The sequence below is a fragment of the Streptomyces sp. 5-10 genome, from assembly GCF_014712245.1.
Taxonomy (GTDB): domain Bacteria; phylum Actinomycetota; class Actinomycetes; order Streptomycetales; family Streptomycetaceae; genus Streptomyces; species Streptomyces violaceusniger.
The window spans coordinates 86131-109081 of the sequence record NZ_JACVYG010000039.1 but is presented as its reverse complement, the minus strand read 5'-3'; the positions used below and the strand labels follow the sequence as shown (position 1 = coordinate 109081).

At 73.3% G+C, this 22951-nt stretch carries 24 protein-coding genes; 16 read left to right on the top strand and 8 right to left on the bottom strand.

Translation table 11 applies throughout. The features are described 5' to 3' along the window. Positions 1 to 571: 571 nt before the first annotated feature. From IEJ02_RS33510 to IEJ02_RS33480, 7 genes are all read right to left on the bottom strand, one after another. Positions 572 to 1237: a CBS domain-containing protein gene (locus tag IEJ02_RS33510; protein WP_191068280.1), complete on the bottom strand. Its 666-nt coding sequence runs from the start codon at positions 1235 to 1237 to the stop codon at positions 572 to 574. 36 nt (positions 1238 to 1273) lie between these two features. Further along, positions 1274 to 2632 carry a nicotinate phosphoribosyltransferase gene (locus IEJ02_RS33505; RefSeq protein ID WP_191068272.1) on the bottom strand — a complete coding sequence of 453 codons (1359 nt, stop codon included), beginning with the start codon at positions 2630 to 2632 and terminating at the stop codon, positions 1274 to 1276. A 106-nt stretch (positions 2633 to 2738) separates the two neighbouring features. After that, positions 2739 to 3557 carry a universal stress protein gene (locus tag IEJ02_RS33500; RefSeq protein WP_191068271.1) on the bottom strand — a complete coding sequence of 273 codons (819 nt, stop codon included), beginning with the start codon at positions 3555 to 3557 and terminating at the stop codon, positions 2739 to 2741. A 17-nt stretch (positions 3558 to 3574) separates the two neighbouring features. After that, positions 3575 to 4642 (bottom strand): zinc-dependent alcohol dehydrogenase family protein, encoded by a 1068-nt coding sequence (locus tag IEJ02_RS33495; protein ID WP_191068270.1) that lies wholly within the window; start codon positions 4640 to 4642, stop codon positions 3575 to 3577. 157 nt (positions 4643 to 4799) lie between these two features. Further along, a complete protein-coding gene (locus tag IEJ02_RS33490) occupies positions 4800 to 5654 on the bottom strand; it encodes a universal stress protein (protein WP_191068269.1) in 855 nt (284 codons plus the stop codon). Between the two features lie 365 nt (positions 5655 to 6019). Beyond that, the gene (locus IEJ02_RS33485) at positions 6020 to 6925 is read right to left on the bottom strand and encodes a universal stress protein (RefSeq protein WP_191068268.1); all 906 of its coding nucleotides are present in this window, start codon (positions 6923 to 6925) and stop codon (positions 6020 to 6022) included. Continuing rightward, the gene (locus IEJ02_RS33480) at positions 6922 to 7524 is read right to left on the bottom strand and encodes a CBS domain-containing protein (RefSeq protein WP_191068267.1); all 603 of its coding nucleotides are present in this window, start codon (positions 7522 to 7524) and stop codon (positions 6922 to 6924) included. Before IEJ02_RS33480 ends, IEJ02_RS33485 begins: the two co-directional genes overlap by 4 nt. Positions 7525 to 7737: 213 nt before the next feature. Here IEJ02_RS33480 and IEJ02_RS33475 point away from each other — a divergent pair, with 213 nt between their 5' ends. Both IEJ02_RS33475 and IEJ02_RS33470 read left to right on the top strand, forming a co-directional pair. Beyond that, positions 7738 to 8625, top strand: a complete 888-nt coding sequence (locus IEJ02_RS33475; protein ID WP_191068266.1) for a universal stress protein — start codon at positions 7738 to 7740, stop codon at positions 8623 to 8625. An 88-nt stretch (positions 8626 to 8713) separates the two neighbouring features. Next, positions 8714 to 11107, top strand: a complete 2394-nt coding sequence (locus IEJ02_RS33470) for a phosphoketolase family protein (protein WP_191068265.1) — start codon at positions 8714 to 8716, stop codon at positions 11105 to 11107. Between the two features lie 19 nt (positions 11108 to 11126). Here IEJ02_RS33470 and IEJ02_RS33465 read toward each other — a convergent pair whose 3' ends face one another. Then, positions 11127 to 12398, bottom strand: a complete 1272-nt coding sequence (locus IEJ02_RS33465; RefSeq protein ID WP_191068264.1) for an FAD-binding protein — start codon at positions 12396 to 12398, stop codon at positions 11127 to 11129. Positions 12399 to 12570: 172 nt separating this feature from the next. Between IEJ02_RS33465 and IEJ02_RS33460 the strand changes: the two genes are divergently transcribed. From IEJ02_RS33460 to IEJ02_RS33395, 14 genes are all read left to right on the top strand, one after another. Beyond that, positions 12571 to 13413: an MIP/aquaporin family protein gene (locus IEJ02_RS33460; protein WP_191068263.1), complete on the top strand. Its 843-nt coding sequence runs from the start codon at positions 12571 to 12573 to the stop codon at positions 13411 to 13413. A gap of 38 nt (positions 13414 to 13451) precedes the next feature. Next, a complete protein-coding gene (gene glpK, locus IEJ02_RS33455; protein ID WP_191068262.1) occupies positions 13452 to 14969 on the top strand; it encodes a glycerol kinase GlpK in 1518 nt (505 codons plus the stop codon). A 161-nt stretch (positions 14970 to 15130) separates the two neighbouring features. Beyond that, a complete protein-coding gene (locus IEJ02_RS33450) occupies positions 15131 to 16276 on the top strand; it encodes a glutathione-independent formaldehyde dehydrogenase (RefSeq protein ID WP_191068261.1) in 1146 nt (381 codons plus the stop codon). Positions 16277 to 16419: 143 nt separating this feature from the next. Beyond that, positions 16420 to 16950, top strand: coding sequence for a hypothetical protein (locus tag IEJ02_RS33445; RefSeq protein ID WP_191068260.1), 531 nt, complete (start codon positions 16420 to 16422; stop codon positions 16948 to 16950). 5 nt (positions 16951 to 16955) lie between these two features. Next, positions 16956 to 17996 carry an SRPBCC family protein gene (locus IEJ02_RS33440; RefSeq protein WP_191068259.1) on the top strand — a complete coding sequence of 347 codons (1041 nt, stop codon included), beginning with the start codon at positions 16956 to 16958 and terminating at the stop codon, positions 17994 to 17996. 30 nt (positions 17997 to 18026) lie between these two features. Continuing rightward, positions 18027 to 18470: a gas vesicle protein GvpJ gene (gene gvpJ, locus IEJ02_RS33435; protein WP_137981312.1), complete on the top strand. Its 444-nt coding sequence runs from the start codon at positions 18027 to 18029 to the stop codon at positions 18468 to 18470. After that, the gene (locus tag IEJ02_RS33430; RefSeq protein ID WP_137981313.1) at positions 18470 to 19255 is read left to right on the top strand and encodes a GvpL/GvpF family gas vesicle protein; all 786 of its coding nucleotides are present in this window, start codon (positions 18470 to 18472) and stop codon (positions 19253 to 19255) included. Before gvpJ ends, IEJ02_RS33430 begins: the two co-directional genes overlap by 1 nt. A 2-nt stretch (positions 19256 to 19257) precedes the next feature. Continuing rightward, on the top strand, positions 19258 to 19509 hold the full coding sequence (locus IEJ02_RS33425) for a gas vesicle protein GvpG (protein ID WP_191068258.1): 252 nt from the start codon (positions 19258 to 19260) through the stop codon (positions 19507 to 19509). Positions 19510 to 19512: 3 nt separating this feature from the next. Further along, positions 19513 to 19980, top strand: coding sequence for a gas vesicle protein GvpO (locus tag IEJ02_RS50545; protein WP_191068257.1), 468 nt, complete (start codon positions 19513 to 19515; stop codon positions 19978 to 19980). Beyond that, entirely contained in the window at positions 19977 to 20369 is a 393-nt protein-coding gene (locus IEJ02_RS33415; protein ID WP_191068256.1) for a gas vesicle protein, read from the top strand. The genes IEJ02_RS50545 and IEJ02_RS33415 overlap by 4 nt, the downstream gene beginning before the upstream one ends. Then, positions 20366 to 21205, top strand: a complete 840-nt coding sequence (locus tag IEJ02_RS33410; protein WP_317985987.1) for a GvpL/GvpF family gas vesicle protein — start codon at positions 20366 to 20368, stop codon at positions 21203 to 21205. The genes IEJ02_RS33415 and IEJ02_RS33410 overlap by 4 nt, the downstream gene beginning before the upstream one ends. Continuing rightward, positions 21202 to 21420: a gas vesicle protein gene (locus IEJ02_RS33405; protein ID WP_191068255.1), complete on the top strand. Its 219-nt coding sequence runs from the start codon at positions 21202 to 21204 to the stop codon at positions 21418 to 21420. Before IEJ02_RS33410 ends, IEJ02_RS33405 begins: the two co-directional genes overlap by 4 nt. Continuing rightward, a complete protein-coding gene (locus tag IEJ02_RS33400; RefSeq protein ID WP_020866465.1) occupies positions 21417 to 21722 on the top strand; it encodes a gas vesicle protein K in 306 nt (101 codons plus the stop codon). The genes IEJ02_RS33405 and IEJ02_RS33400 overlap by 4 nt, the downstream gene beginning before the upstream one ends. Positions 21723 to 21842: 120 nt before the next feature. After that, complete coding sequence (locus tag IEJ02_RS33395; RefSeq protein ID WP_191068254.1) at positions 21843 to 22934, top strand: DUF5937 family protein; 1092 nt, start codon at positions 21843 to 21845, stop codon at positions 22932 to 22934. Positions 22935 to 22951: the final 17 nt, after the last annotated feature.

Genomic DNA, 22951 nt, shown 5'->3' with positions numbered 1-22951 from the left:
GGGCGCTGGGGCCGTCCCCGGACGGGTCCCGGCCACGCGGGGAGTCCTGGCGAGGGCGGGGCGCGCCGTGTCGGGCGTCCGGCGCCGGGCGCGTCTCTTGGCGGTGGCCGGGGCACGTGGTCGCGCTCGCCTACTCGCGAATCGCCGTCGCGGTGCGCGCGGCGGCGGGGCGCTGCGGGTCCCGGCCACGCGGGGCGTCCCGGCGAGGGCGGGGCGCGCCGTGTCGGGCGGGCCGGGGCCGGGTGTGTCTCTGGGCGGTGGCCGGGGCACGTGGTCGCGCTCGCCTACCCGCGAATCGCCGTCGCGGGGCGCGTCTTCGTCGTCCCGGCTCGGGTCCTGGGTCTCCCGGCAGCGACGGCCGGGACGTGCCCGCTGCCGCCGCCCGGGCCCCTTCGTCCCCGAGAAGGTGGCGCCCGGGCTGTCGGGCCGTGCTCGGGCGCCCAGGGCCCCGGCGCGGCGCGTGCTGTTGGGCGTCCCGACCGGTCGTGGCTACGGGCGGTGGCTGGTCGGGTGGGCCCGCCGTGCCGGGCCCGCGCCGGGGTGTCCCGGCAGGGGGCGCCGGACGGCGCTCCTAGCGCCGCTGGGTCGTATGGGGCGCGGCCGTGAGTTGGTTGTCGAAGTCGACCACGCCCTCGATCGCGCGGATGAGGCGGGCCGCCGCCGGGATGAGGACGGCCTCCTTGACCCGTCCGGTCAGGGTGACCACACCCTCGTTCACGCTCACCCGGACGGTCTCCCCCTGGGCCGGGAAGAGATGGGTCACCACCTCGCGGCGCACCTCGTCCTCGATGTCGTCGTCCGGCCGCAGGAACACCTTCAGCAGGTCGGCGCGGCTGACGATGCCCTCCAGGCGGCCCTCCTCGTCCACCACCGGGAGCCGCTTGACCCGCTTGTGGGTCATGATCCGCGCGGCCTCGGCGAGCGTGGCGCCCGCGTGCACGGTGATGGCGGGGGACGTCATCAGCTCATCGGCCGTCACCGCGCCCGCCTTGGCGACGCCGGGGAGGTCGGGCAGCTGCGCCACCCGCGCGGGGTCGCTGTCGCGGAACTCCTCCTTGGGCAGCAGATCCGCCTCGGAGACCACGCCGATGACCCGGCCCTCGCCCTCCAGCACCGGCAGGGCGCTCACCCTCCACTGCTCCAGCGTTCTGACGATCTCCTTGAACGGCGCTTCGCGGCCGACGGCGACGACGGTATGGGTCATCACATCGCTCACGATGTGCGCACTCCGGGGCACGGCATCCTCCTTGGTCACGCCTTGGTCATGCCTTGGTCACGCTGCCTGCCTTCCGCTCGCCTCGCCGCCGGCCGCCAGCCGGACCTCGATCCGGCGGCGCACCCGCCCCGCGAGCCGGGCCAGCCCGGCCGAAGTGGCGGGTCGGGGCGGGGCCGGGCGGCGGATCCGCCGGGCGTGCGGCGGCAGCCCCGCGAGATCGGTGTCGAACCGCCGCCGGGCGCGGTCGAGGGTGTCGGGGGCTCCGGTCCGCAACCCCTCCCGCATCACGGTCTCCAGCAGGGGCGCCCCGCCGTGGGGCGGAAGCTCGTCGCGCTCGCCGATCACATCGGCGAAGCCGGAGCGCCGCCACACCTGCTTGGTCCCGGGGGCCGTGGCCTTGGCCGAGGACAGTTTCATCACCGGCCGCCCGTCGTAGGCGACCAGCTTGTACGCGGTGTCGAGGGAGGCGGCGTCGGCGGACACACCCATCCGGGTGCCCACGGCGTAGACATCGATCGGCGCGCCCGAGCGGATCAGCTCCTCGATGGCGTACTCGTCGAGCCCGCCGCTCGCCACGATCCGCACCTCCGGCAGCCCGGCCGCGTCGAGGATCTCCCGGGCCCGCGCCGCCTCTTCGCCCAGGTCGCCGCTGTCCAGCCGGATCGAGCCGAGGGGCCCGGAGTCCAGCTCGCGCAGCACCCGCGCCGCGGTGGCCACGCCGGTCGCCGTGTCATAGGTGTCCACCAGGAAGGTGACCGGGCCGGGATGGGTACGGGCGAACGCGCGGAACGCGGTCTCCTCGTCCGGGAACGCCTCGATGTACGCGTGCGCCATCGTCCCGGTGGCCTCGATCCCGTAGGCCGCGGCCGCCGCCACATTGCTGGTCGCCGTGAACCCGGTCATCGCGCTCAGCCGCGCCGACTGCAGCCCGGACCACGGGCCGTGGGTGCGGCGCAGCGAGAAGTCCACCACCGGGCGCCCCTCCGCCGCGACCACGCACCGGGCCGCCTTGGAGGCGATGGTGGTCTGGTGGCTCAGCTGCCCCAGCAGATACGTCTCGACCAGCTGGGCCTGCGGCAGCGGCGCGGTCAGCTCCAGCAGCGGCTCCCCGGCGAGGACGATCCGCCCCTCGGGCACCGCCCGCACCTCGCCGTCGAAGCCGAGCCCGAGCAGCGGTTCGAGGTCCTCGTACGGACGGCGCGCCGCCGCGGCGTACGCCGCCACGTCCTCGGGCCCCACGCGGAAGCCGGACAGGAAGTCCAGCGCCGGCTCCAGGCCCGCGGCGACCAGGAAGCCCCGCTCGGGCGGCAGGTCGCGGACGTAGAGGTCGAAGGTGGCCGGGGCGGTCATGCCCTCGCGCACATACGACAGGGCCATCGTCACCTCGTAGAGGTCGGTGGTCATCGCCTCCGACACGTCACTCTCGCCTCCCTCCGGCACGTCGCTCTCGCCTCCCTCCGGCACGTCGCTCTCGCCTCCCTCCGGACATCGCTCGCTTCCCCGTGGGCCCTCCCTCCGGGCATCAGCCGCGCGGGACGACCGCCACCGGGCACGGCGCGTGGTGCACCGCCGCCTGGATCACCGAGCCCAGGTGGGGAGCGGGGCCCGGCTCCGTCTCGTCGCGGCCCAGCACGAGCAGTCCCGAGCCCGGTGCGGTGTGCACCACGCCGAGCGCCGGGCGCTCCGTGGTGAACGCCTCCGCCACCGGCACCCCGGGGTACTTCTCCCGCCAGGGGCGCAGCGCCGCGTCCAGCGCGCCCTCCGCCCCCGCCACCGCCTCCTCGTCCCCGGGCCCATTCGCGCCCGCGTGCACGGCCCGCAGCACACCGCCGCGCCGGGCTGCGGCGTCGAAGGCGAACCGCAGCGCCTCCTCGTTCGGCCGCCGCAGGGACACCGCGACGGTGACATCGGCGGTCAGCGGCTTGTCGTCGGCGTGCACCATGATCACCGGGTGATCCGCGTGCGCGAGGACCTGGCGGCCGGTCGATCCGAGGAGGAAGCCGTCGGGGGTGCCGCGGCCGCGCGAGCCCAGCACCAGCATCTCGGCGTCCCGGGCCGCGTCCAGCAGGGCGGGCACGGTCTCGCGCGGCACCAGCTCGGCCGAGACCCGCAGCCCCGGGTGGGCGTCGCGCAACTCGCCCACCAGGTCGGTCAGCAGCCGCTGCGACCAGTAGCCCTGGTCGTCCTCGTGGGGGAGGACCGGGGCCGGGGGCGACGGCGGGTTCCAGGCGTGGATCAGCCGCAGCCGCAGATCGCGCAGCAGCGCCTCGCGCGCCGCCCAGTGCGCGGCCGGCGGGCTCTCGGCGAAACCGTCGATCCCGACGGTGATGGGCGCTCCCATGCGCATCGCCTCCCCGCTCACGTCCGCCGGGCCACCAGCGGTCGGGCGGCCTCGCCGAGCACGATCTTGATCGCGCCGGTGTCGGTGGCGCGGGCGAAGACGTCGTACGCCTCCTCCATCTGGTCCAGCTCGAACAGATGGGTGATCAGCGTGGACGCGGGCAGCCGCCCGGCGCACAGCAGGGAGAGCAGGGTGGGGGTCGAGTAGGTGTCGACCAGCCCGGTGGTGATCGTCACGTTCTTGATCCACAGCTCTTCGAGATGCAGCGTCGCGGGCCGGGCGTGCACACCGACGTTGGCGATCCGGCCGCCCGGCCGCACCATCCGGGTGCAGGTCTCGAAGGACCGCGGGCTCCCCACGGCCTCGATCACCACATCGGCGCCGAGCCCGTCGGTGAGATCGTCGACCAGCCGCTCCGGGTCCTCCGCGGAGTCCGCCACCGCGTCGGCGCCGACCCGCTTGGCGGCGTCCAGCCGGGCCGTGTCCGGATCGACGGCGATGATCCGGCCGGGGGAGAAGAGCTGCGCCGTGGCGATCGAGGCCAGCCCGACGGGCCCGGCGCCCACCACAGCGACCGTATCGCCCGGCCCCACCCGGCCGTTGAGGACGCCCACCTCGTAGGCGGTGGGGAAGACATCCGCCAGCAGCACGGCGTCATGGCCCTCGGCCGACCCGGTCAGCGGATGCGTGGACAGATCGGCGAAGGGCACCCGCACATACTCGGCCTGGGTGCCGTCGACCGTACGGCCCAGGATCCAGCCCCCGCCGTCACGGCACTGTCCGTAGCCGCGCTCCCGGCAGAAGCGGCAGTGGCCGCAGGCCGAGATGCAGGAGATCAGCACCCGGTCGCCGGGACGGATCCCGCGGACGTCGGCACCGGTCTCGACGACCTCGCCGACCCCCTCGTGACCCAGCACCCGGCCGGGCTCGACGTCCGGCACCTCGCCGCGGAGGATGTGCAGATCGGTGCCGCAGATGGTCGTGGTGTCGATCCGGACGATCGCGTCGGTGGCGGCCTCGAGTTCGGGGTCTGGCACCTCCTGCCAGGAGGACCGCTCCGGCCCGTGGAAGACGAGTGCTTTCATGGCCGTTTCCCTTTCCTCCGGTTTCCTCCGATTGCCTTGGGTTGCCTTGAGTTGCCTTGGGCCTTGGGTTGCTTTCGGTTTACGCCGCTGTTCTCCGTCGCCTCGTCACGCCGCCCGTCGCCTCGTGACGAGCCGGGGCGGGGGCGGGCGCGGGGGCTCATCGCTGCGGCACGACCGCGACCGGGCAGGCGGCGTGGTGCGCCACGGCCTGGGTGACCGGCCCCAGCCGGGGGCCGAACCCCACCCGGCGCGGACCGCGGCCCACGACCATCAGCGCCGTGCCCGCCGCCGCGGTCACCAGCCGCCGGGCCGGGCTGTCCGACGCGACCTCCTCGAAGACCCGCACCTCGGGGAACTTGTCCCGCCACGGCGCCAGCACCTCGCCCAGCGCGTGCTCGGCCTCCTTGCGCGCGTCGCTCAGCCCCACGTCCACCACCCAGGGGGCGTCGCCCCGGATGGCGGGGACCCGGTCGGCGTGGACGGCCCGCAGTACACCGTCGCGCCGGGCCGCGGCGTCGAAGGCGAAGTCCAGGATGTCGTCGCACGGCTCGTGCGGCTCCACCCCGGCCACCACATCGCCGTGCCGCTCCTCGTGCCCGTCCGCCCGCACCAGGACCACGGGGGTCATGGAGCGCGCGGCGAGTTCCAGGCCGACGGAGCCGAGGAAGAAGCCCGCGACCGCGCCGATCGAGCGGGACCCCACCACCAGCAGCTGGGCCCGCTCCGCCTCGGCCAGCAGGACCGGCGCGGGCAGGCCGGAGATCTGGGCGGTGAGGATCGTCGTCTCCGGGTGGTCGGCGTCCAGCTCGGCGCGCGCCGAGCGCAGGGCGCGCTCGGACCAGTACTGCCAGGCCGCCTCCCGGCCCGGTGTCAGATCCTTCTGCTCGGGCCCCGGCCACGCGTTCACCAGCCGCAGTGGCGCGTCGCGCGAACGGGCCTCACGGGCCGCCCAGCCGGCGGCGGCCAGACTCTCGTCGGAACCGTCCAGCCCGACGGTGACGGGGCGCGCCATCGCTGTCTCCTTCCCGGCAGGCCCACTCGGCACCTCGGCTCGCCCCCGGGGCGTGCGCGCGGCCTCGCGCGGGCCGCGGGGAGGTGCCCGGGCCGAGGCGCGGCGCCGGGGGCGCCCACTTCTCGCGGGCCCTGATTGCGCGGTGCGCGGTAGTGGGACGTCCGCTTCTCCGCGTCTGCCGGTTGCCCCCGGTGCCATCTCCAGCGGACCATGACCGGGCCCCGGCCGACAGGGCCGACCGGTCCCGGGGAGGTCCCGGGGACCAGGTCTTACGGCCCTTTCCGCCGCCCGGAGCAGGGACACGACCCGGCGTCTCCTGGACATCGCTCGATGAACCAGTTGCCCGGGTTCATGGGGATCGGTGGCTACTCGACCGGCACCAGCACCACCGGGCAGTGCGCATGGTGCAGTGCCGCATGGGTGACCGGGCCGAGCTGCATGCCGAGCCGGGGTGTCCGCCGGTGGACGGCCAGCACCAGGACGTCCGCCGCCCGCGACGCCTCCACCAGCGCATGGGCGGGGGCGCTGTGGGTGGTGTGCTCCCGCACCCGGATCTGCCCGAACTCCTCGCGCAGCCCGGCCACCATCCCGTGCGCCACCGTCCGCTCCCGCTCGGCGCGCAGCGCCACCACCTCCCGCGCGGGCAGCGCGTGATCGCCCGCGAAGACCCGCGGCTTCGGCCAGGCGTAGAGCACCCGCAGCCGGGCCCGGCGCCGGGTGGCCTCCTCGAAGGCGAAGCGGGCCGCCGCCGCGTCCGCGCCGCTCTCCACCCCGACCAGCACCTTGCCGTGGCCCTCGGGCCCGTACGCCACCGTGGACCCGCCGCGCACCACCAGCAGCGGGCGCCGGGTGTGGGCGGCCAGCCGCAGCCCGACCGAGCCGAGCAGCAGCCCGGTGAAGCCGCCGAGCCCCCGGGTGCCGATGACGATCAGCGCGGCGTCCTCGCCGATCCGCAGCAGCTCGGGCACCGCGTCCTGGGCCGTCAGGGTGGGCACGATGCGCAGCCGCGGATCCTGCTCCTGGGCCCGCGACATGGCCAGCCGCAGCACGGTCCTGGCGATCTCCACCGCGGGCCGCCGCGGTTCGCTGTCCGGGTCGAAGGCGAGCGGGTCGGTCCGGGCCCACGGCCAGGCGTGCACGATCTCCAGCGTGGCGTCACGGCGCCGCGCCTCGGCCACCGCCCGGTCCAGCGCGGCCCAGGCGCTGTCGGAGCCGTCCAGGCCGACCACCACCCGGCCGTCCCGCACCGGCTTGCCGGCCGGGCGGGTCATCGCCGCGCACCTCCCCGGCCGGCGGAGTCGTCGACCCGGTAGCTGAGCCGGTCGACCACGGCCACCACGCCGTCCACCTGCCCGGTCATCCGGATCGCGAGGGGGATCTCGCTGTGCCGGTCCAGCTGTCCCTCCAGCCGTACGACCCCGTCGGTCACGGTGACCGTGACGGACTGCGGGCCGAGCCACAGCGAGCGGACCAGCACCTCGTCGATCACCTCGGCGCGGATCTCGTCGTCCGGGCGGAGGAAGACCCGCAGCAGGTCCCGGCGGGTGACGATGCCGATCAACCGGTCCTCCTCGTCGACGACGGGCAGCCGCTCGACGCGATGGCGGTCCATCGCGCGGGCCGCGTCCACGATGCTGTCCTGGGGGCGCACGGTGACCGCGGGGCGCGACATCAGCTCTCCGGCCGTCGGGGCGGGCTCGCTGAGATCGGTCCCGGTGATCATGCCGACCACCTTGTCGTCCTCGTCCACCACGGGCAGCCCGTTGAAGCGGTGCCGGGAGAGCAGCGCACCGACCTCGTCGAACGACGTCTTGGAGCGCACCCGGACGACGTCGTCGGTCATCACATTGCCGATCTTGCGGTGCTTCATCCGTGCCTCCCCGGTCCGCTCCCAGCGTGGGACGGCGCTCCGGCCCGCCTCTTGGGCTGCCCGGGGTCCGCCCGGGACCGTTCGGCCCGCACGGGTGCCCTGGGCCGAACGACCCCCGGCAGGGCCGAAACGCCCCTCGCGCGGCATCCCGCACGGGCGCCAGGGTGAAGGCGTCGGGACGGCGGCGTTGGCGCGCGGAAGGCGGTGGGAAGGGTGGAGCTCCCCCTCGTGGTGGGCGTCGACGGCTCGCACCACAGCCTCCAGGCGGTGGACTGGGCGGTGGACGCGGCGGCCCGGCACGCGGCGCCGCTGCGGCTGGTCCACGCCTCGCTGTGGGAGCGGTACGAGGGCATCGCCCCCGCCACCGACCCCGAGCGTCCCTGGGAGCAGATCAGGGACGAGGAGATCGCCGCGTCCGCCGCCGAGCGCGCCCGCCGCCGCGGCCCCGATGTGAAGGTCGCCGCCGAGGTCGTGCCGGAGGACCCGGTGTGCGCGCTGCTGCGCGCCGGCTGGGAGGCCTCGGGCGTGGTCGTCGGCTCCCGCGGCCGCGGTGAACTCGCCGGGCTGCTGCTCGGCTCGGTCGGCCTCGCGGTCGCCGCCCGCGCCACCTGCCCGGTGACCGTCGTACGCGGCGGCGAGCCCAACCGGGGCGGCGCCTTCGGCCGGATCGTGCTCGGCGTGGGCGAGCCCGGCGCGGCGGGTGGTCCGTCGGCCGCGACCCGGTTCGCCTTCCACGAGGCCCAGGCGGGCGGCCGCACCCTGGAGGCCGTACGGGCCTGGCGCGCGCCCGCCGGTGAGGTGACGGATGATCTGCTGCTGGAGGGGGACCCGGTGCGTGCCCACTGGGCACGGGCGGAGCGGACGCTGGAGGACGCCCTGCGGATCCCCCGACGGGACCACCCCGAGGTCACCGTGGACCGCGCGACGGTCGAGGGCACGGCCCGCAAGGCGCTCCTCCACGCGGCCGCCACCGCCGACCTGCTGGTCCTCGGCGCCCGCCGCGGCCACGGTCACACCGCCGGGTTGCAGCTCGGCCGCATCACCCACGCGGCCCTGCACCACGCGCCCTGCCCGGTGGTGATCGTGCCGGAGCGGGACTGATACGGCAGGCGGCACGACCGGCGGGTACGCCACTGGACACCACGGGACGGGCACGTCAGTCACCGGAGACCACGAGGGAGAGAGGTCCATGCCAGACGCACCGACCACGACGGGCTCGCCGGGCGGCGGGCTCGCCGACGACCGGATCCGCGCCCTGGACGCCCACTGGCGCGCCGCCAACTACCTCGCGGCGGGCCAGATCTATCTGCTGGCCAACCCGCTGCTGACCGAGCCGCTGCGCCCGGACCACATCAAGCCCCGGCTGCTGGGCCACTGGGGCACCTCACCCGGACTCAACCTGGTCCACACCCATCTGAACCGCGTCATCAAGGACCGCGACCTGGACGCCATCTGCGTCTGGGGCCCCGGCCACGGCGGCCCCGCGGTGCTCGCCGGCTCCTGGCTGGACGGCAGCTACTCCGAGGTCTACCCGGACGTCGGCCGGGACGCGGCGGGCATGGCCCGGCTCTTCCGGCAGTTCTCCTTCCCCGGCGGGGTGCCCAGCCATGTGGCCCCCGAGACCCCCGGCTCGATCCACGAGGGCGGTGAGCTCGGCTACTCCCTCGCCCACGCCTACGGGGCCGCGCTGGACAACCCCGGGCTGCTGGTCGCCTGCGTCATCGGCGACGGCGAGGCCGAGACCGGTCCGCTGGCCGGCTCCTGGCACGCCAACAAGTTCCTGGACCCGGTCCACGACGGCGCCGTGCTGCCGATCCTCCACCTCAACGGGTACAAGATCGCCAACCCCACGGTGCTCGCCCGGCTCCCGGAGCCCGAACTCGACGACCTGCTGCGGGGGTACGGCCACGAGCCGATCCACGTCGCCGGGGACGAACCGCTTCAGGTGCACCGGTCCATGGCCCGCGCCCTGGACGAGGCGCTGGACCGGATCGCCCTGCTCCAGCGCACCGCCCGCGAGGAGGGCGTCGCCGAGCGGCCGCGCTGGCCGGTGATCGTGCTCCGCACGCCCAAGGGCTGGACCGGGCCCGAGGAGGTCGACGGGCTCCCGGTGGAGGGCACCTGGCGCGCCCACCAGGTCCCCCTGCCGGGCGTCCGGGAGAACCCGGAGCATCTGCGGCAGCTGGAGCGCTGGCTGCGTTCGTACCGCCCCGAGGAGCTCTTCGACGCCGACGGGCGGCCCCGGCCGCAGCTCCTGGCCGAGGTCCCGGAGGGCGACCGCCGCCTGGGCGCCAATCCGCACGCCAACGGCGGACTGCTGCTGCGCTCGCTGCCCGTGCCCGCCCTGGAGCGGTACGCGGTCCCCGTGGACAAGCCCGGTGCGACCCTGCACGAGCCGACCCGGGTCCTCGGCGGGCTGCTGGAGAGGGTCATGGAGGACACCTCCGACCGCCGCGACTTCAGGGTGGTCGGCCCCGACGAGACCGCATCCAACCGGCTGGAGGGCCTCTACCGCGCCACCGGCAAGGCGTGGCAGGAGGCCGTCGTGCCCACCGATGAGCACCTCAGCCGAGGCGGCCGGGTGATGGAGATCCTTTCCGAACACCTCTGCCAGGGCTGGCTGGAGGGCTATCTGCTGACCGGGCGGCACGGCCTCTTCTCCTGCTACGAGGCGTTCGTGCACATCGTGGACTCCATGGTCAACCAGCACATCAAATGGCTGAAGGTGTCCCGCTCACTGCCCTGGCGGCGCCCGGTGGCCTCCCTCAACTACCTGCTGACCTCCCATGTGTGGCGCCAGGACCACAACGGCTTCTCGCACCAGGACCCCGGCTTCGTCGACCATGTGCTCAACAAGAGCCCGCAGGTGGTGCGCGTCTATCTGCCGCCGGACGCCAACACCCTGCTCAGCGTGGCCGACCACGTCCTGCGCAGCCGCGACTACGTCAATGTGGTCGTCGCGGGCAAACAGCCCTGCTTCGACTGGCTCGATCTCGACCAGGCGCGCGCCCACTGCGCCCGCGGCGCCGGGACCTGGGACTGGGCCGGTACCGAGAACGGCGCGGGGGAGCCGGACGTGGTGCTGGCCGCCGCGGGCGATGTGCCCACCCAGGAGGTCATCGCGGCCGCCGGGATCCTCCGCCGCCATCTGCCCGATGTGGCCGTGCGGGTGGTCAACGTCGTCGACATGACCCGGCTGCTGCCGAAGGAGGAGCATCCGCACGGGATGACGGACCACGAGTTCGACGCCCTGTTCACCCGCGACCGGCCGGTGATCTTCGCCTACCACGGCTATCCGTGGCTGGTGCACCGGCTGTCCTACCGCCGGGCCGTCCACCCCAACATCCATGTGCGCGGCTACAAGGAGATGGGCACCACGACCACGCCGTTCGACATGGTGGTCCGCAACGACCTGGACCGCTACCGGCTGGTGATGGACGTCATCGACCGGACCCCCGGGCTCGCGGTGCGCGCCACGGCCGTACGGCAGCGGATGCAGGACGCCCGCACCCGCCACTCCGCCTGGATCCGCGAGCACGGCACCGATATGCCCGAGGTCGCCGAATGGTCCTGGACCGGCTGAACACCGGCCGGTGCCGCTCTCACCCGGTGGGGAAGTAGCCCTCCAGATAGGCGTTGCGGAACTTCCCCGCCGGGTCGTGCTCGGCCAGCAGCCGCGCGAAGTCGCCGGCCCGGTCGTACGAGGAGAGGATCCGCTCCGGCGCGGCCGCCGTCAGCTTGCCCCAGTGCGGCCGCGCCCCCAGCGGCAGCAGCGCCTCCTCCATCGCGGCCACCACCTCGATCACCGCGTCGTGGTCGGGGACCCAGGTGAAGTGGAAGGCCACGCTGTCCCGGCCGTACGCGGGGCTCAGCCACAGCTCGTCCGCCGCGACCGTACGGACCTCGGACACCTGCACCACGGGCGCGATCAGGTCGCCGAGGCCGCGCAGCGCGGCGAACGCCGCCGAGGCCGCCTCGCGCGGCAGCAGCAGCTCCGACTGGAGCTCATCGCCGTTGCTCGGGGTGAAGTCCGGGCGGAAGTGCGGCAGCCGCTCATGCCACGGCCCGGGCACGCCCAGCTGCTCGGTGCAGTGCAGCGGCGGCATCGCGGGCACCGGGTGGTGGTGGCGGTTGGCCGGGCGGGCCCCCAGCCACGGCTGCCCGGGCTCGGGGGGATCGGGCAGATCGGTGCGGCACTTCAGCCACACCACGCCCTCGCCCGAGCGCCAGTCGGTGAAGACGCTGACGCTGTAGGCGGCGCCGAAGATCTCCTCGAAGCTGTCGTCCAGCCGGTCCAGCGGCAGCCCGGTCCACACCCACTGGGCCACGTCGAAGGTGGGCTCGATGTCCAGCGTCATGGCGGTGACCACGCCAAGGCCGCCGAGCCCGACCACGGCCCCGTTCAGCCGGTCCGGGTCCTCGTCCCGGCCGATGTGGGTCACCTCGCCGTCCGGGCCGACGATCTCAAGACCCGCGACCGCCGCCGCGAGACAGCGCTGGTCGCTCCCCGAGCCATGGGTGGCGGTGGCGCAGGCCCCGGCGACCGTGATGTGCGGCAGCGAGGCGAGGTTGGCCAGCGCGAAGCCCTCCGCGTGCAGGGCCTGGGCCACATGGGCGTAAGCCATGCCGGCAGCGATGGTCGCGGTGCGCTTCCCCGGGTCTATCTCCACCCGGTGCGGCAGCCGGTCCAGGTTCACCAGATCGCCCTCGGTGTCGGCGATGCGGTTGAAGGAGTGGCCCGTGCCCAGTACCCGTACCCGGTCGGCGGAGCTGACGATCCGCCGCAGTTCGTCGGCGCTGTCCGGGTGGTGCAGCCGGGCGGCGGAGAAGGTGATGTTCCCGGCCCAGTTCGTCGGGGCTTGGGTGGTCGGCATCCGTGTCGTCCTGTTTCGGCTGGAGGGCGATGGGTGATGTTGTCAGCACCTTCGTACAGGTCCGCACCCTGATCCGTACAGACCCGGTTTCGCCGTCCATGACCCGGTCGGCCCAGACCCGGACGGCCCAGCAGGACGGGCCGCCGTGCCGCGGCGCGCCCACGATGGGCGCATGACTGCCCCGAAGCCACGGCGTCCGAGGTCGGTGCTGCTCGGCGAGCTCTGCGCGGAGTTCGCGGGCACCATGGTGCTGATCCTCTTCGGCTGCGGTGTGGTGGCGCAGGTCGTGGCGGGCGGTGACCTCACCAAGCCCCCGGGCGCGCTCGGCGATCACGACTCCATCGCCTGGGCCTGGGGACTGGGCGTCACCTTCGGTGTGTATGTGGCGGCGCGGCTGAGCGGGGCCCATATCAACCCGGCGGTCACCCTCTCCCTGGCGGCCTTCAAGAGCTTCCCCTGGAGCAAGGTCCTGCCGTACACCGTGGCCCAGACGGTCGGCGCGTTCGCCGGGGCGCTGCTGGTGCGCTGGAACTACACCGAGGCACTGGGCCACGCCGACCCGGGGCACACCGTCAAGACCCAGTTCGTCTTCTCCACCCTCCCCGGCAACGGAGTCCTTCCGGTGAGCGAATGGGGCGCGCTGCGCGACCAGATCATCGGCACCGCGATCCTGGTGCTGCTCATCTTCGCCGTCACCGATGTGCTGAACTCGGCCCCGAAGGCCAATCTGGGGCCCTTCGTCATCGGGCTGATCGTGGTCGCGATCGGAATGGCGTGGGGCGCCGACGCGGGGTACGCCATCAACCCGGCCCGTGACTTCGGCCCCCGGCTGGCCAGCTATCTCACCGGATACCGCAGCGCGTGGCGGGACCAGTACGGGGATCTGTACTTCTGGGTGCCGATCGTGGGCCCGCTGATCGGCGGGCTCGCCGGCGCCGCCCTCTACCAGGCGCTGATCAGCCGCTTCCTCCCGACCGCCGAAACGGAGGTGGGCCGCACCCCGACCCCCGAGTAGCCGATCCGGGCCGTACCCCACCCACGAGAGGCGGCAGCATGCCGGAATTCATCGGTGCGGTGGACCAGGGAACCACCAGCACCCGTTTCATGATCTTCAACCACGACGGTGACGAGGTGGCGCGGTACCAGCTGGAGCACCGCCAGATCCTGCCGCGCGCGGGGTGGGTCGAGCACGACCCGGTGGAGATCTACGAGCGCACCAACTCGGTGATGCAGAACGCCCTCCGTGCGGGCGGGCTCTCCCCCGCCGACCTGGCCGCGATCGGCATCACCAATCAGCGCGAGACCACGGTGATCTGGGATCCGCGCAACGGCCGCCCGTACTACAACGCCATCGTGTGGCAGGACACCCGCACCGACGCCATCGCGGCCGCCCTCGAACGGAACGGGCAGGGCGAGGTGATCCGCCGCAAGGCGGGGCTGCCGCCCGCCACCTACTTCTCCGGCGGCAAGATCAAGTGGATCCTGGACAACGTCGAGGGCGTGCGCGAGGCCGCGGAGGCCGGCCACGCGCTCTTCGGCAACACCGACGCCTGGGTGCTGTGGAACCTCACCGGCGGCCCGGGCGCCGGCATCCACGCCACCGATGTCACCAACGCCAGCCGCACCATGCTGATGGACCTGGAGACGCTGGACTGGGACGACGAACTGCTGGAGATCTTCGGCATTCCGAGGGCGATGCTGCCGACGATCAACCCCTCCTCCCACCCCGAGGCGTACGGCCAGGCCCGCACCTCCCGCCCGCTGCGCACCGCCACCCCCATCACCGGCGTCCTCGGCGACCAACAGGCGGCCACGGTCGGCCAGGTCTGCTTCGCCCCCGGCGAGGCCAAGAACACCTACGGGACCGGCAACTTCCTGCTGCTCAACACCGGAGCCGAGCTGATCCGCTCGGCCAGCGGGCTGCTCACCACCGTGGCGTACCAGTTCGGCGACAGCCCTCCGGTCTACGCCCTGGAGGGCTCGATCGCCGTCACCGGCTCGGCCGTCCAGTGGCTGCGCGACCAGATGAAGATGATCGATGACGCCCCGGGCAGCGAACGGCTCGCCCGCACCGTCGAGGACAACGGCGGGGTGTACTTCGTGCCCGCCTTCTCCGGGCTCTTCGCCCCGTACTGGCGTTCCGACGCCCGCGGCGCGATCGTCGGCCTCACCCGCTTCAACACCAATGGCCACATCGCCCGCGCCACCCTGGAGGCCATCTGCTACCAGAGCCGGGACGTGGTCGAGGCCATGGAGCGGGACGCCGGCATCCACATGGACGTCCTGCGGGTGGACGGCGGGGTCACCGACAACGATCTGTGCATGCAGATCCAGGCCGATGTGCTGGGCGTACCGGTCAGCCGCCCGGTCATCGCCGAGACCACCGCCCTGGGCGCCGCCTACGCCGCGGGGCTGGCCACCGGGTTCTGGCGGGACACCGACGAGCTGCGCTCCCACTGGAGCGAGTCCAAGCGGTGGGAGCCCCAGTGGGACGAGAAGACCAGGAAGGAGGGGTACACCGGCTGGAAGAAGGCCGTCCAGCGCACCCTGGACTGGGTCACGGTCGAGTAGGCCCGGCGGGGCCCGCGGCGGGACGACCGCGTGGGACCCGGTTGCGCCGGGCGTCCCGCGGCGGTTCGCTGGAAGTACCCGGTGGTGGCCGAGACACCCTGGGACCGCGCCGTGTCCGCCACCACCGCGGCTCATCAGCGATCGACGCGGAGGTGATCCAGGTGAAAGCCGTCGTCTATGAGAAGCCCTATTCGGTGGCGGTGAGGGACGTCGACGATCCTCGGATCGAGCATCCGAGCGATGTGATCGTGCGCGTCACCTCCAGCGCGATCTGCGGCTCCGATCTGCACATGTACGAGGGCCGGACGGCGGCCGAGCCCGGCATCGTCTTCGGGCACGAGAACCTCGGCGTGGTCGAGGAGACCGGTTCCGGCGTCGTCTCGCTGTCCAAGGGCGACCGCGTGGTCATGCCGTTCAACGTGGCCTGCGGATTCTGCAAGAACTGCCTCGCGGGGGACACCGGCTTCTGTCTCACCGTCAACCCCGGCTTCGCGGGCGGCGCCTACGGCTATGTGGCGATGGGCCCGTACAAGGGCGGCCAGGCCGACCGGCTGCGGGTGCCCTTCGCCGACTTCAACTGCCTGAAGCTGCCCCAGGGCGATGAGCTCGAGACCGACTTCATCCTGCTCGCCGACATCTTCCCGACCGGGTACCACGGCTGTGAGCTGGCCGAGGTCTCCCCGGGCGAGAGCGTGGCCGTCTACGGCGCGGGGCCGGTGGGGCTGATGGCCGCCTACTCGGCGCTGCTGCGCGGCGCCGCCACGGTGTTCGTGGTGGACCGGGTCCCCGAGCGGCTGGAGAAGGCCAGGGAGATCGGCGCCGTCCCCATCGACTTCAGCAAGGGCGACCCGGTGCCGCAGATCATGGACCGCACCGGGGGCGAGGGCACCGACAAGGGCATCGACGCGGTGGGCTACCAGGCCCAGGCGCACGACGCCAGCCATGAGGAGCCCGCGTCGGTGCTCAACTCGCTGGTCGACACGGTGCGGCCGACCGGGCGGCTCGGGGTGCCGGGGCTGTACGTGCCCTCCGACCCCGGCGGCCCCGATGAGCACGCCAAACACGGTCAGCTGCTGGTCTCCATCGGCCGGATGTTCGAGAAGGGCCAGCGCATGGGCACGGGCCAGTGCAACGTCAAGCGCTACAACCGTCAGCTGCGCGACCTGATCATCGCCGGGCGCGCCCGGCCCAGCTTCGTGGTCTCCCACGAACTGCCGCTGGACCAGGCCCCGCAGGCGTACGAGAAGTTCGACAAGCGGGTGGAGGGCTACACCAAAGTGGTGCTGCATCCGGCGCTCGCCGCCTGACGGCCCCTCGGCCGTGATCCGGGCTCCTGTGCTCCTCAAGGCCGCCGGTGATCCAAAAGGTCACTGAATGGGGTGATATGCACCATAATTGGTTTTGTGCACCCGAACGGCTGTCTCGTTCAGCTCCGGGAGGAGGAGCGATCATGAAGAACTCCCGGGTGGCGCTGGCCTTCGTCAGTGGCTATCTCTTCGGGCGCGGCCACAGGGGGACCTTGGTCCTCGGCCTCGCCGGTCTCGCCGCGGGCAAGCGCCTCAGTTCCGGTATCAGCCCACCGGGCGCCCAGCAGCTGAAGTCCTCCGAGCTCGGCAGGCTCGGCCAGGAGATCGGCGGCCGTCTGGTCTCCGCGGGCCGGGAGGCGGCCATGTCGGCGGCCAGTCACCGCATGGACGCCCTGAGCGACCGGCTGGAGCGGCGCGCCGAGACCCTGCGCACCGGCGGTGCGGGGGGCCGGGGACCGGAGGCCGGGGAGCACGAGGAGCCGGAGGAGCACGAGGAGCGCGGGGAACGCGGCGAGCGCGGGGAGCGTGGCGAGCGCGAGCGCGGGAGCGCCGCACGGTCCCGCGAGGGCGGGGCGCGTGAGCGCACCAGCAGACAGCGCAAACCGGCCGACCGCCCGGCGCAGACCAGGAAGCGGACCGGCTCCGAAGGGCCCGCGCGGCGAAGCCAGAGGTGAGGGCCATGACAGAGGACATCAAGGGGCGCACCGGTGGGCGGGGCGCGCTCGCGGATCTGCCCACTGAGCGCCTGCTGAAGGAAGCGCAGGGCCTGCTCGCGGCGCTGGGCGAACGTGCCCTGGAATCGGTCACCCACCTGGGCAACCCCGGGCCGGGCGCGCTGAAGGGCGGTCTGGAGCAGGTGAAGGACAAGGTCGTCGACACGGCCAAGGAGCAGATGAAGGACCAGGTCAAGGGAAAGGTCAAGGACCAGGTCAAGGAGAAGGTCGTCGACACGGCCAAGAGCGTCATCCCGGGCCTCGGCGGCGGTGACGGCGATGGCGGCGGCAAGGGCGGCAAGAAGCTCAAGGTCACCAACATCGTGGAGCAGATGGACGTGGGCGCGCCCCTCTCGCTCACCTACAACCTCTGGACGGAGTGGGACAACTTCCCCTCGTACATGAAGAAGGTCGAGGACGTCCGGAACGAGGACGAGGACGAGATCGGGATCGAAACCGAGTGGAAGGCCCAGGTCTTCTGGTCGCACCGCAAGTGGCGGGCCGAGATCATCGAGCAGGTGCCCGACAAGCGCATCATCTGGAAGTCCAGGGCCGACAAGGGCCATGTGGACGGCACGATCACCTTCCATGAGCTGGCCCCCGACCTCACCCGGATCCTGTTCGTCCTGGAGTACTGGCCGCAGGGCTTCATGGAGCGCACCGGCAACCTCTGGCGCGCCCAGGGCCGCCGGGTGCGCCTGGAGATGAAGCACTTCCGCCGCCACCTCATGCGCGAGGTGCTGCTCGCCCCGGACGAGGTCGTGGGCTGGCGCGGCGTGGTGCGCGACGGCGAGATCGTGGAGGACGACGAGCGAGAGGGGCGGGAACGCGAGGAGGAGCCCCCGGAGGAGGAGCCCGAGGAGCCCGAGGCGGGCGAGGAGCGCGAGAAGCCGGGGGACGAGTACGAGTACGAGGAGCCCGAGGAGTACGAGGACGAAGAGCCCCGGGAGGCATACGAGGAGGAGTACGAGGACGAGGAGCCCGCACGGCGCCGAGCGCGCCGCTGACGGACCCCGCCCCCGGAACGGGTGAGCGCGGTGACCGTAGCACGGCAGCAGCAGAGCCAGTATCTGGACCGGGCGAGTTCCAGCGCCCTGGTCGACGTGGTCGACCTCATCCTGGACAAGGGCCTGGTCATCGATGTGTATGTGCGGGTGTCCCTGGTGGGCATCGAGATCCTGACCATCGACGCCCGTATCGTCGTCGCCAGCGTGGACACGTATCTGCGGTTCGCGGAGGCGACCAACCGACTCGACATCGCCCGCAGCGGCACCGAAACCCATGGTCTGCCCGGCCTCATGGACCAGATCCAGGAGGGCGGCGGCAAGAAGAAGACCAAGGGTGCCCTGGAGGGCGTCAAGGAATCGGTCTCGGACCTGCTCCAGGGCGATGACCACGAGGACCGGGAACCCGAGGCCGAGGAGCGGACGAGGCCCCGGCACACCAGGGGTTCCCCCAGCCACAGGGAGCGCGAGCGGTGATGGCCGAGGACGGACGTGCCTGCTATGTGTACGGGGTCGTCACGGGCGACCGGCCCGATGAGTCGGTCAAGGACCTGCCCGCCGTCGGGGACCCGGAGGCCCCGGTGACCCTGGTCCGCCAGGGCGGCCAGGCCGCGGTGGTCAGCGAGGTGCCCGTCGACAAGCCACTGGGCACCCCCGAGGATCTGCGCACCCACGCCAGGGTGCTGGACCACCTGGCCGCGCAGGGCTCGCCGGTGCTGCCGTTCCGCTTCGGCACGGTGGTGCGGGACACCGCGGCGGTCACCGACGAGCTGCTGACCGAGGGGCATGACGACTTCGCCCGCGGCCTCGACCGGCTCCGCGGCCGGACGCAGCTCACCGTGCGGGCCCGCTATGACGAGGACGCGGTGTTGCGCGAGGTGGTGACCGAGCAGCCGGAGGCCAGACGGCTCCGCGACGAGCTGCGGGGGCTGCCCGAGGACGCCGGCTACGAGCAGCGGATCGAGCTCGGCCAGCTCGTCATGGACAGCATCGCCGCGAAGCGGAGCGTGGACGCGCTGGAGCTCGACCGGCGGCTGGCGCCGTACGCGCTGGCCTCGGTGTCGGAGGAGCCGGCGTCCCCCGAGGGGCTGGTCAACGCCTCGTTCCTGGTGGAGGACGCGAAACGGCAGGCGTTCGAGGAGGCGGCCGAGGAGCTCGCCGCGCACTGGCACGGCCGGGTCCGGATGCGTCTGCTCGGCCCGCTGGCGCCGTACGACTTCGTGGCCGACGCGACGCTCGAGGGGAAGGAAGGCGACGAGTAGCCATGGGACTGTTCACCGGCCTGGCCACGCTGCCGCTGGCCCCGGTGCGGGGCGTCGTCTGGATCGCCGAGCGGATCCATGACGAGGCCCATCGGCAGCTGTACGACCCCGAGGTGATCAAGCAGCGGCTGGAGGAGGTCGCGGAGGCCCGGGAGAGCGGGGAGCTCACCGAGGAGGAGGCGGCCCGGGAGGAGGACGAGCTGGTCCGCAGGCTGATGTCCCACGGTCCGCCCGACGGGGGCCTGGAGGTATGAGCCGTGCCCCGCGAACGGCCCCGCGAGGAGCGCCACCGCGAGGAGCGGCCACGCGCCCGGCCCCGTGAGGAACGGGACCGGAGCGAGCGGGAGCCGGAGCGGGACCGACGCGATCGCGAGCCGGAGGAGCGGGACCGACGCGAGCGGGAGCCGGAGCCGGAGCGGGACCGGAGCGAGCCCGAGCCCGAGCGGCCCCGCACCCGGCGCCCCGCCCTCGTGGCCCGCGACGCCGCGCGCAGCGCGGCCCACCATGTGCAGGGGCTGACCGGGCGGGCCCCGGAGGGCGTCACCTCGCTGGAGCGCACGGAGGACGGCTGGACCATCGGCATCGAGGTCGTCGAGACCCACCGGATCCCGGACTCCACCGACCTCCTCGCCGAGTACCAGGTCGAGCTGGACGACAGCGGCGAGCTCGTCTCCTACCGCCGCACCGAGCGCTACTACCGGGGCAGGGCGGAGAACCGGACATGAACCAGAGCTCCGACTGGAACCCGCCGGTCCGGCGCACCGGCGGCGCCCGCGAACCCGCCCGCCGGGGCGCCGAGCCGTCCAGCCTGGCCGACATCCTGGAGCGGGTGCTCGACAAGGGCATCGTCATCGCGGGCGACATCCAGATCAATCTGCTGGACATCGAACTGCTGACGATCAAGATCCGGCTGCTGGTCGCCTCCGTGGACCGGGCCAAGGAGATGGGCATCGACTGGTGGGAGCACGACCCCTCGCTCTCCTCCGGCGCCCGGGACGTCCTGGAGGAGAACGAGCGGCTGCGGCGCCGCGTCGGCGAGCTGGAGGACGGCCGCGGCGCGCGCCGGGAGGACGACCACGGGACCCAAGGCGTGGAGCGGGAGGACGAACGGTGAACGGTTCCCTCGCCATCTGGCTGTACGCGGTGACGGCCGCCCCCGGGGAGGCCGCTCCCGGGGAGGCCGCTCCCGGGGAGGCCGCCCCGCCGCGCGGGCTCACCGGTGTGGCGGACGAGCCGGTGCGCCTGGTGGAGAGCGCTGGGCTGGCCGCCGTCGTGGGCTCCGTACCGCTGGCGGACTTCGACGAGGACGCGCTGCGCGACCATCTGGAGGACCTGGAGTGGCTGGAGCGCACCGCCCGCGCCCACCACCGGGTGATCAACGGCGCGGCCCGCCACGGTCAGGTCATCCCGCTGCGCTTCGCCACCCTCTACCACGACGACGACCGGGTCCGCGCGATGCTCCGGGAGCGCCGGGACGACTTCACGGCCACGCTGCGGCGGGTGGCGGGCCGCACCGAGTGGGGCGTCAAGGCGTATGTGGACCCCAGGTCCTTCCTGCCCGACCCGGACGAGCCCACTGGCGGCGAGGGGAGCCCCGGAACCGCCTATCTGATGCGGCGGCGGGCCCAGCGGCAGGACCAGGAGACCGCGCATCTGCGCGCGACCGAGCGGGCGGAGGAGATCCACGCCTCGCTCGCCGCGCTGGCGGTGGCCACGGCCGCCCATCCACCGCAGGACACCGCGCTGGCCGCGTACGAGGGGTGGATGGTGCTGAACAACTCCTATCTGGTGCCCGACGCCCTCAGCGAGGAGTTCACCGCCCTGGTGACCGACCTGGGGGCGCGCTACCCCGCCGTCACCCTGGAGGTCAGTGGCCCCTGGCCGCCGTACTCCTTCACCGCCCCGCCGAAGCGGGCGGAGGACGCCCAGCCGGAGGAGACGCCGTCGTGACCCGTGCGATCGAGCGGCGGGAGGTGGCCCTGGTCGACCTGCTGGACCGGGTGCTCGCCGGGGGCGTGGTGATCGCGGGGGAGATCACCCTGAGCATCGCCGACATCGACCTGGTGCGGATCTCGCTGCGCGCCCTGATCGCCTCCGTACGGGTGGAGAACGAGGAGGGGTGGGAGGGGGATCGCCATGACCGCCGCGAAGGGGGGCCGCCATGACGGATGACCGCGCTCCCCGGCGGCCCGGCCGGCGGATCGAGGTGGACGAGGAGTCGGTCCGCCGGAGCCTGGCCGGTCTGGTGCTCACCATCGTCGAGCTGCTGCGGCAGCTCATGGAGCGGCAGGCGCTGCGCCGCGTCGAGCAGGGCGGCATCAGCGATGAGCAGATCGAGGAGCTCGGGCTGACGCTGATGGCCCTGGAGCGGAACATGGCCGAGCTGCGGGAGCACTTCGGGCTCACCGAGGACGACCTCAACCTGGACCTGGGCCCGCTGGGCCCCCTGCTGCCCCGGGACCGCTGACCGGCCCCGCCTGACCCCCGGCCCCGGCACAACCCCCCGACCCGGCCCTGACCAGGCAGTCCGGCACCGATTCGCGAGACACCCGGGCCGGGCCCGGCGGCCGCCGAGTAATGTGCGGGTGTGGGGATCACGCTCAACCTCCAGCGCGCCCAACCGGCCGATGTGCACGTCGGCCGGTCACCGCTGGCCGAGCTCATGTCGGTGCTGCACATCATGGCCGAGCCCGACCACCACCCCGAGGCCCAGCGCTGGACGCGGCGGCTCGGGACGGCGCTCGCCCCCTCCCTCGCCCATGAGATGAGCGCCCTGTCCCCGCTGTGGGCCCGGCTCCGCTGCCGGCTGCTGTTCCCGCTGGCGCTCCCGCTGGACCAGCCCTTCGAGGACGAGCTGCGCCATCTGGAGAAGCTGCCGCTCGAGGAGTTCGTTGGCCTGTGCTCACAAGGGGTGCTCGGCTTCCGCGAGGCCGTGCCCCCGGCCACAAGCCTGCTCACCGACCCGGAGGCCGCCGAGCGCTATGTGGAGCAGTGCGAGCGGCGCTCCTTCCGGCGGGGCGAGCTGGCCCACGACCTGGTGGCCTCGCCCGAGGGGCTGCGCGACCGGCTGCTGTGCTTCCTGGACTCCTGCGCCGAGGCGTTCTTCGCCTCCGAGTGGCGCACGGTCCGCGACCGGCTGGAGTCGGCCGCCGCCCGGGTCCGTACCGACATCCGGCGGCGCGGTCTGGCCGAGGTGCTGGCCGGGCTCAGCCCCACCGCGGTGGTCTCCCGGGGCGGCTCGCGGGTGCGCTACGACAAGCTGGCCGTCGCCGAGATCGAGATCGGCCCGCGCCCGCTCTTCCTGCTCCCCTCCGTCCATGTCTGGCCGCATCTGACCGTCAAGGACGAGGAGTGCCACCCGGTGGTGCTCCAGTTCGCCGCCCAGGAGGACGGCACGGCCGACCAGCTCACCCAGGCCGAGCTGCGGGCCCGGATGTCCGCGCTGGCGTCCCTGGGCCGGATGGAGCTGTGCCGCCATCTGCTGGGCGAGCCCATCACCACCTCGGAACTGGCCCAGCGGCTGGGCCTCGCCGATACGCAGGTCTCCCGCACCCTGCGCCAGCTCAGGGAGGCCGGGCTCATCGAGTCCGAGCGCGAGGGCAAGTACGTCTACCACCGGCTGGCCACCAGCACCCTGCTCCGGCTGGGGCAGGACGTGCTGGCGACCATCATGCGGTGACGGCCGTACGCCGACGG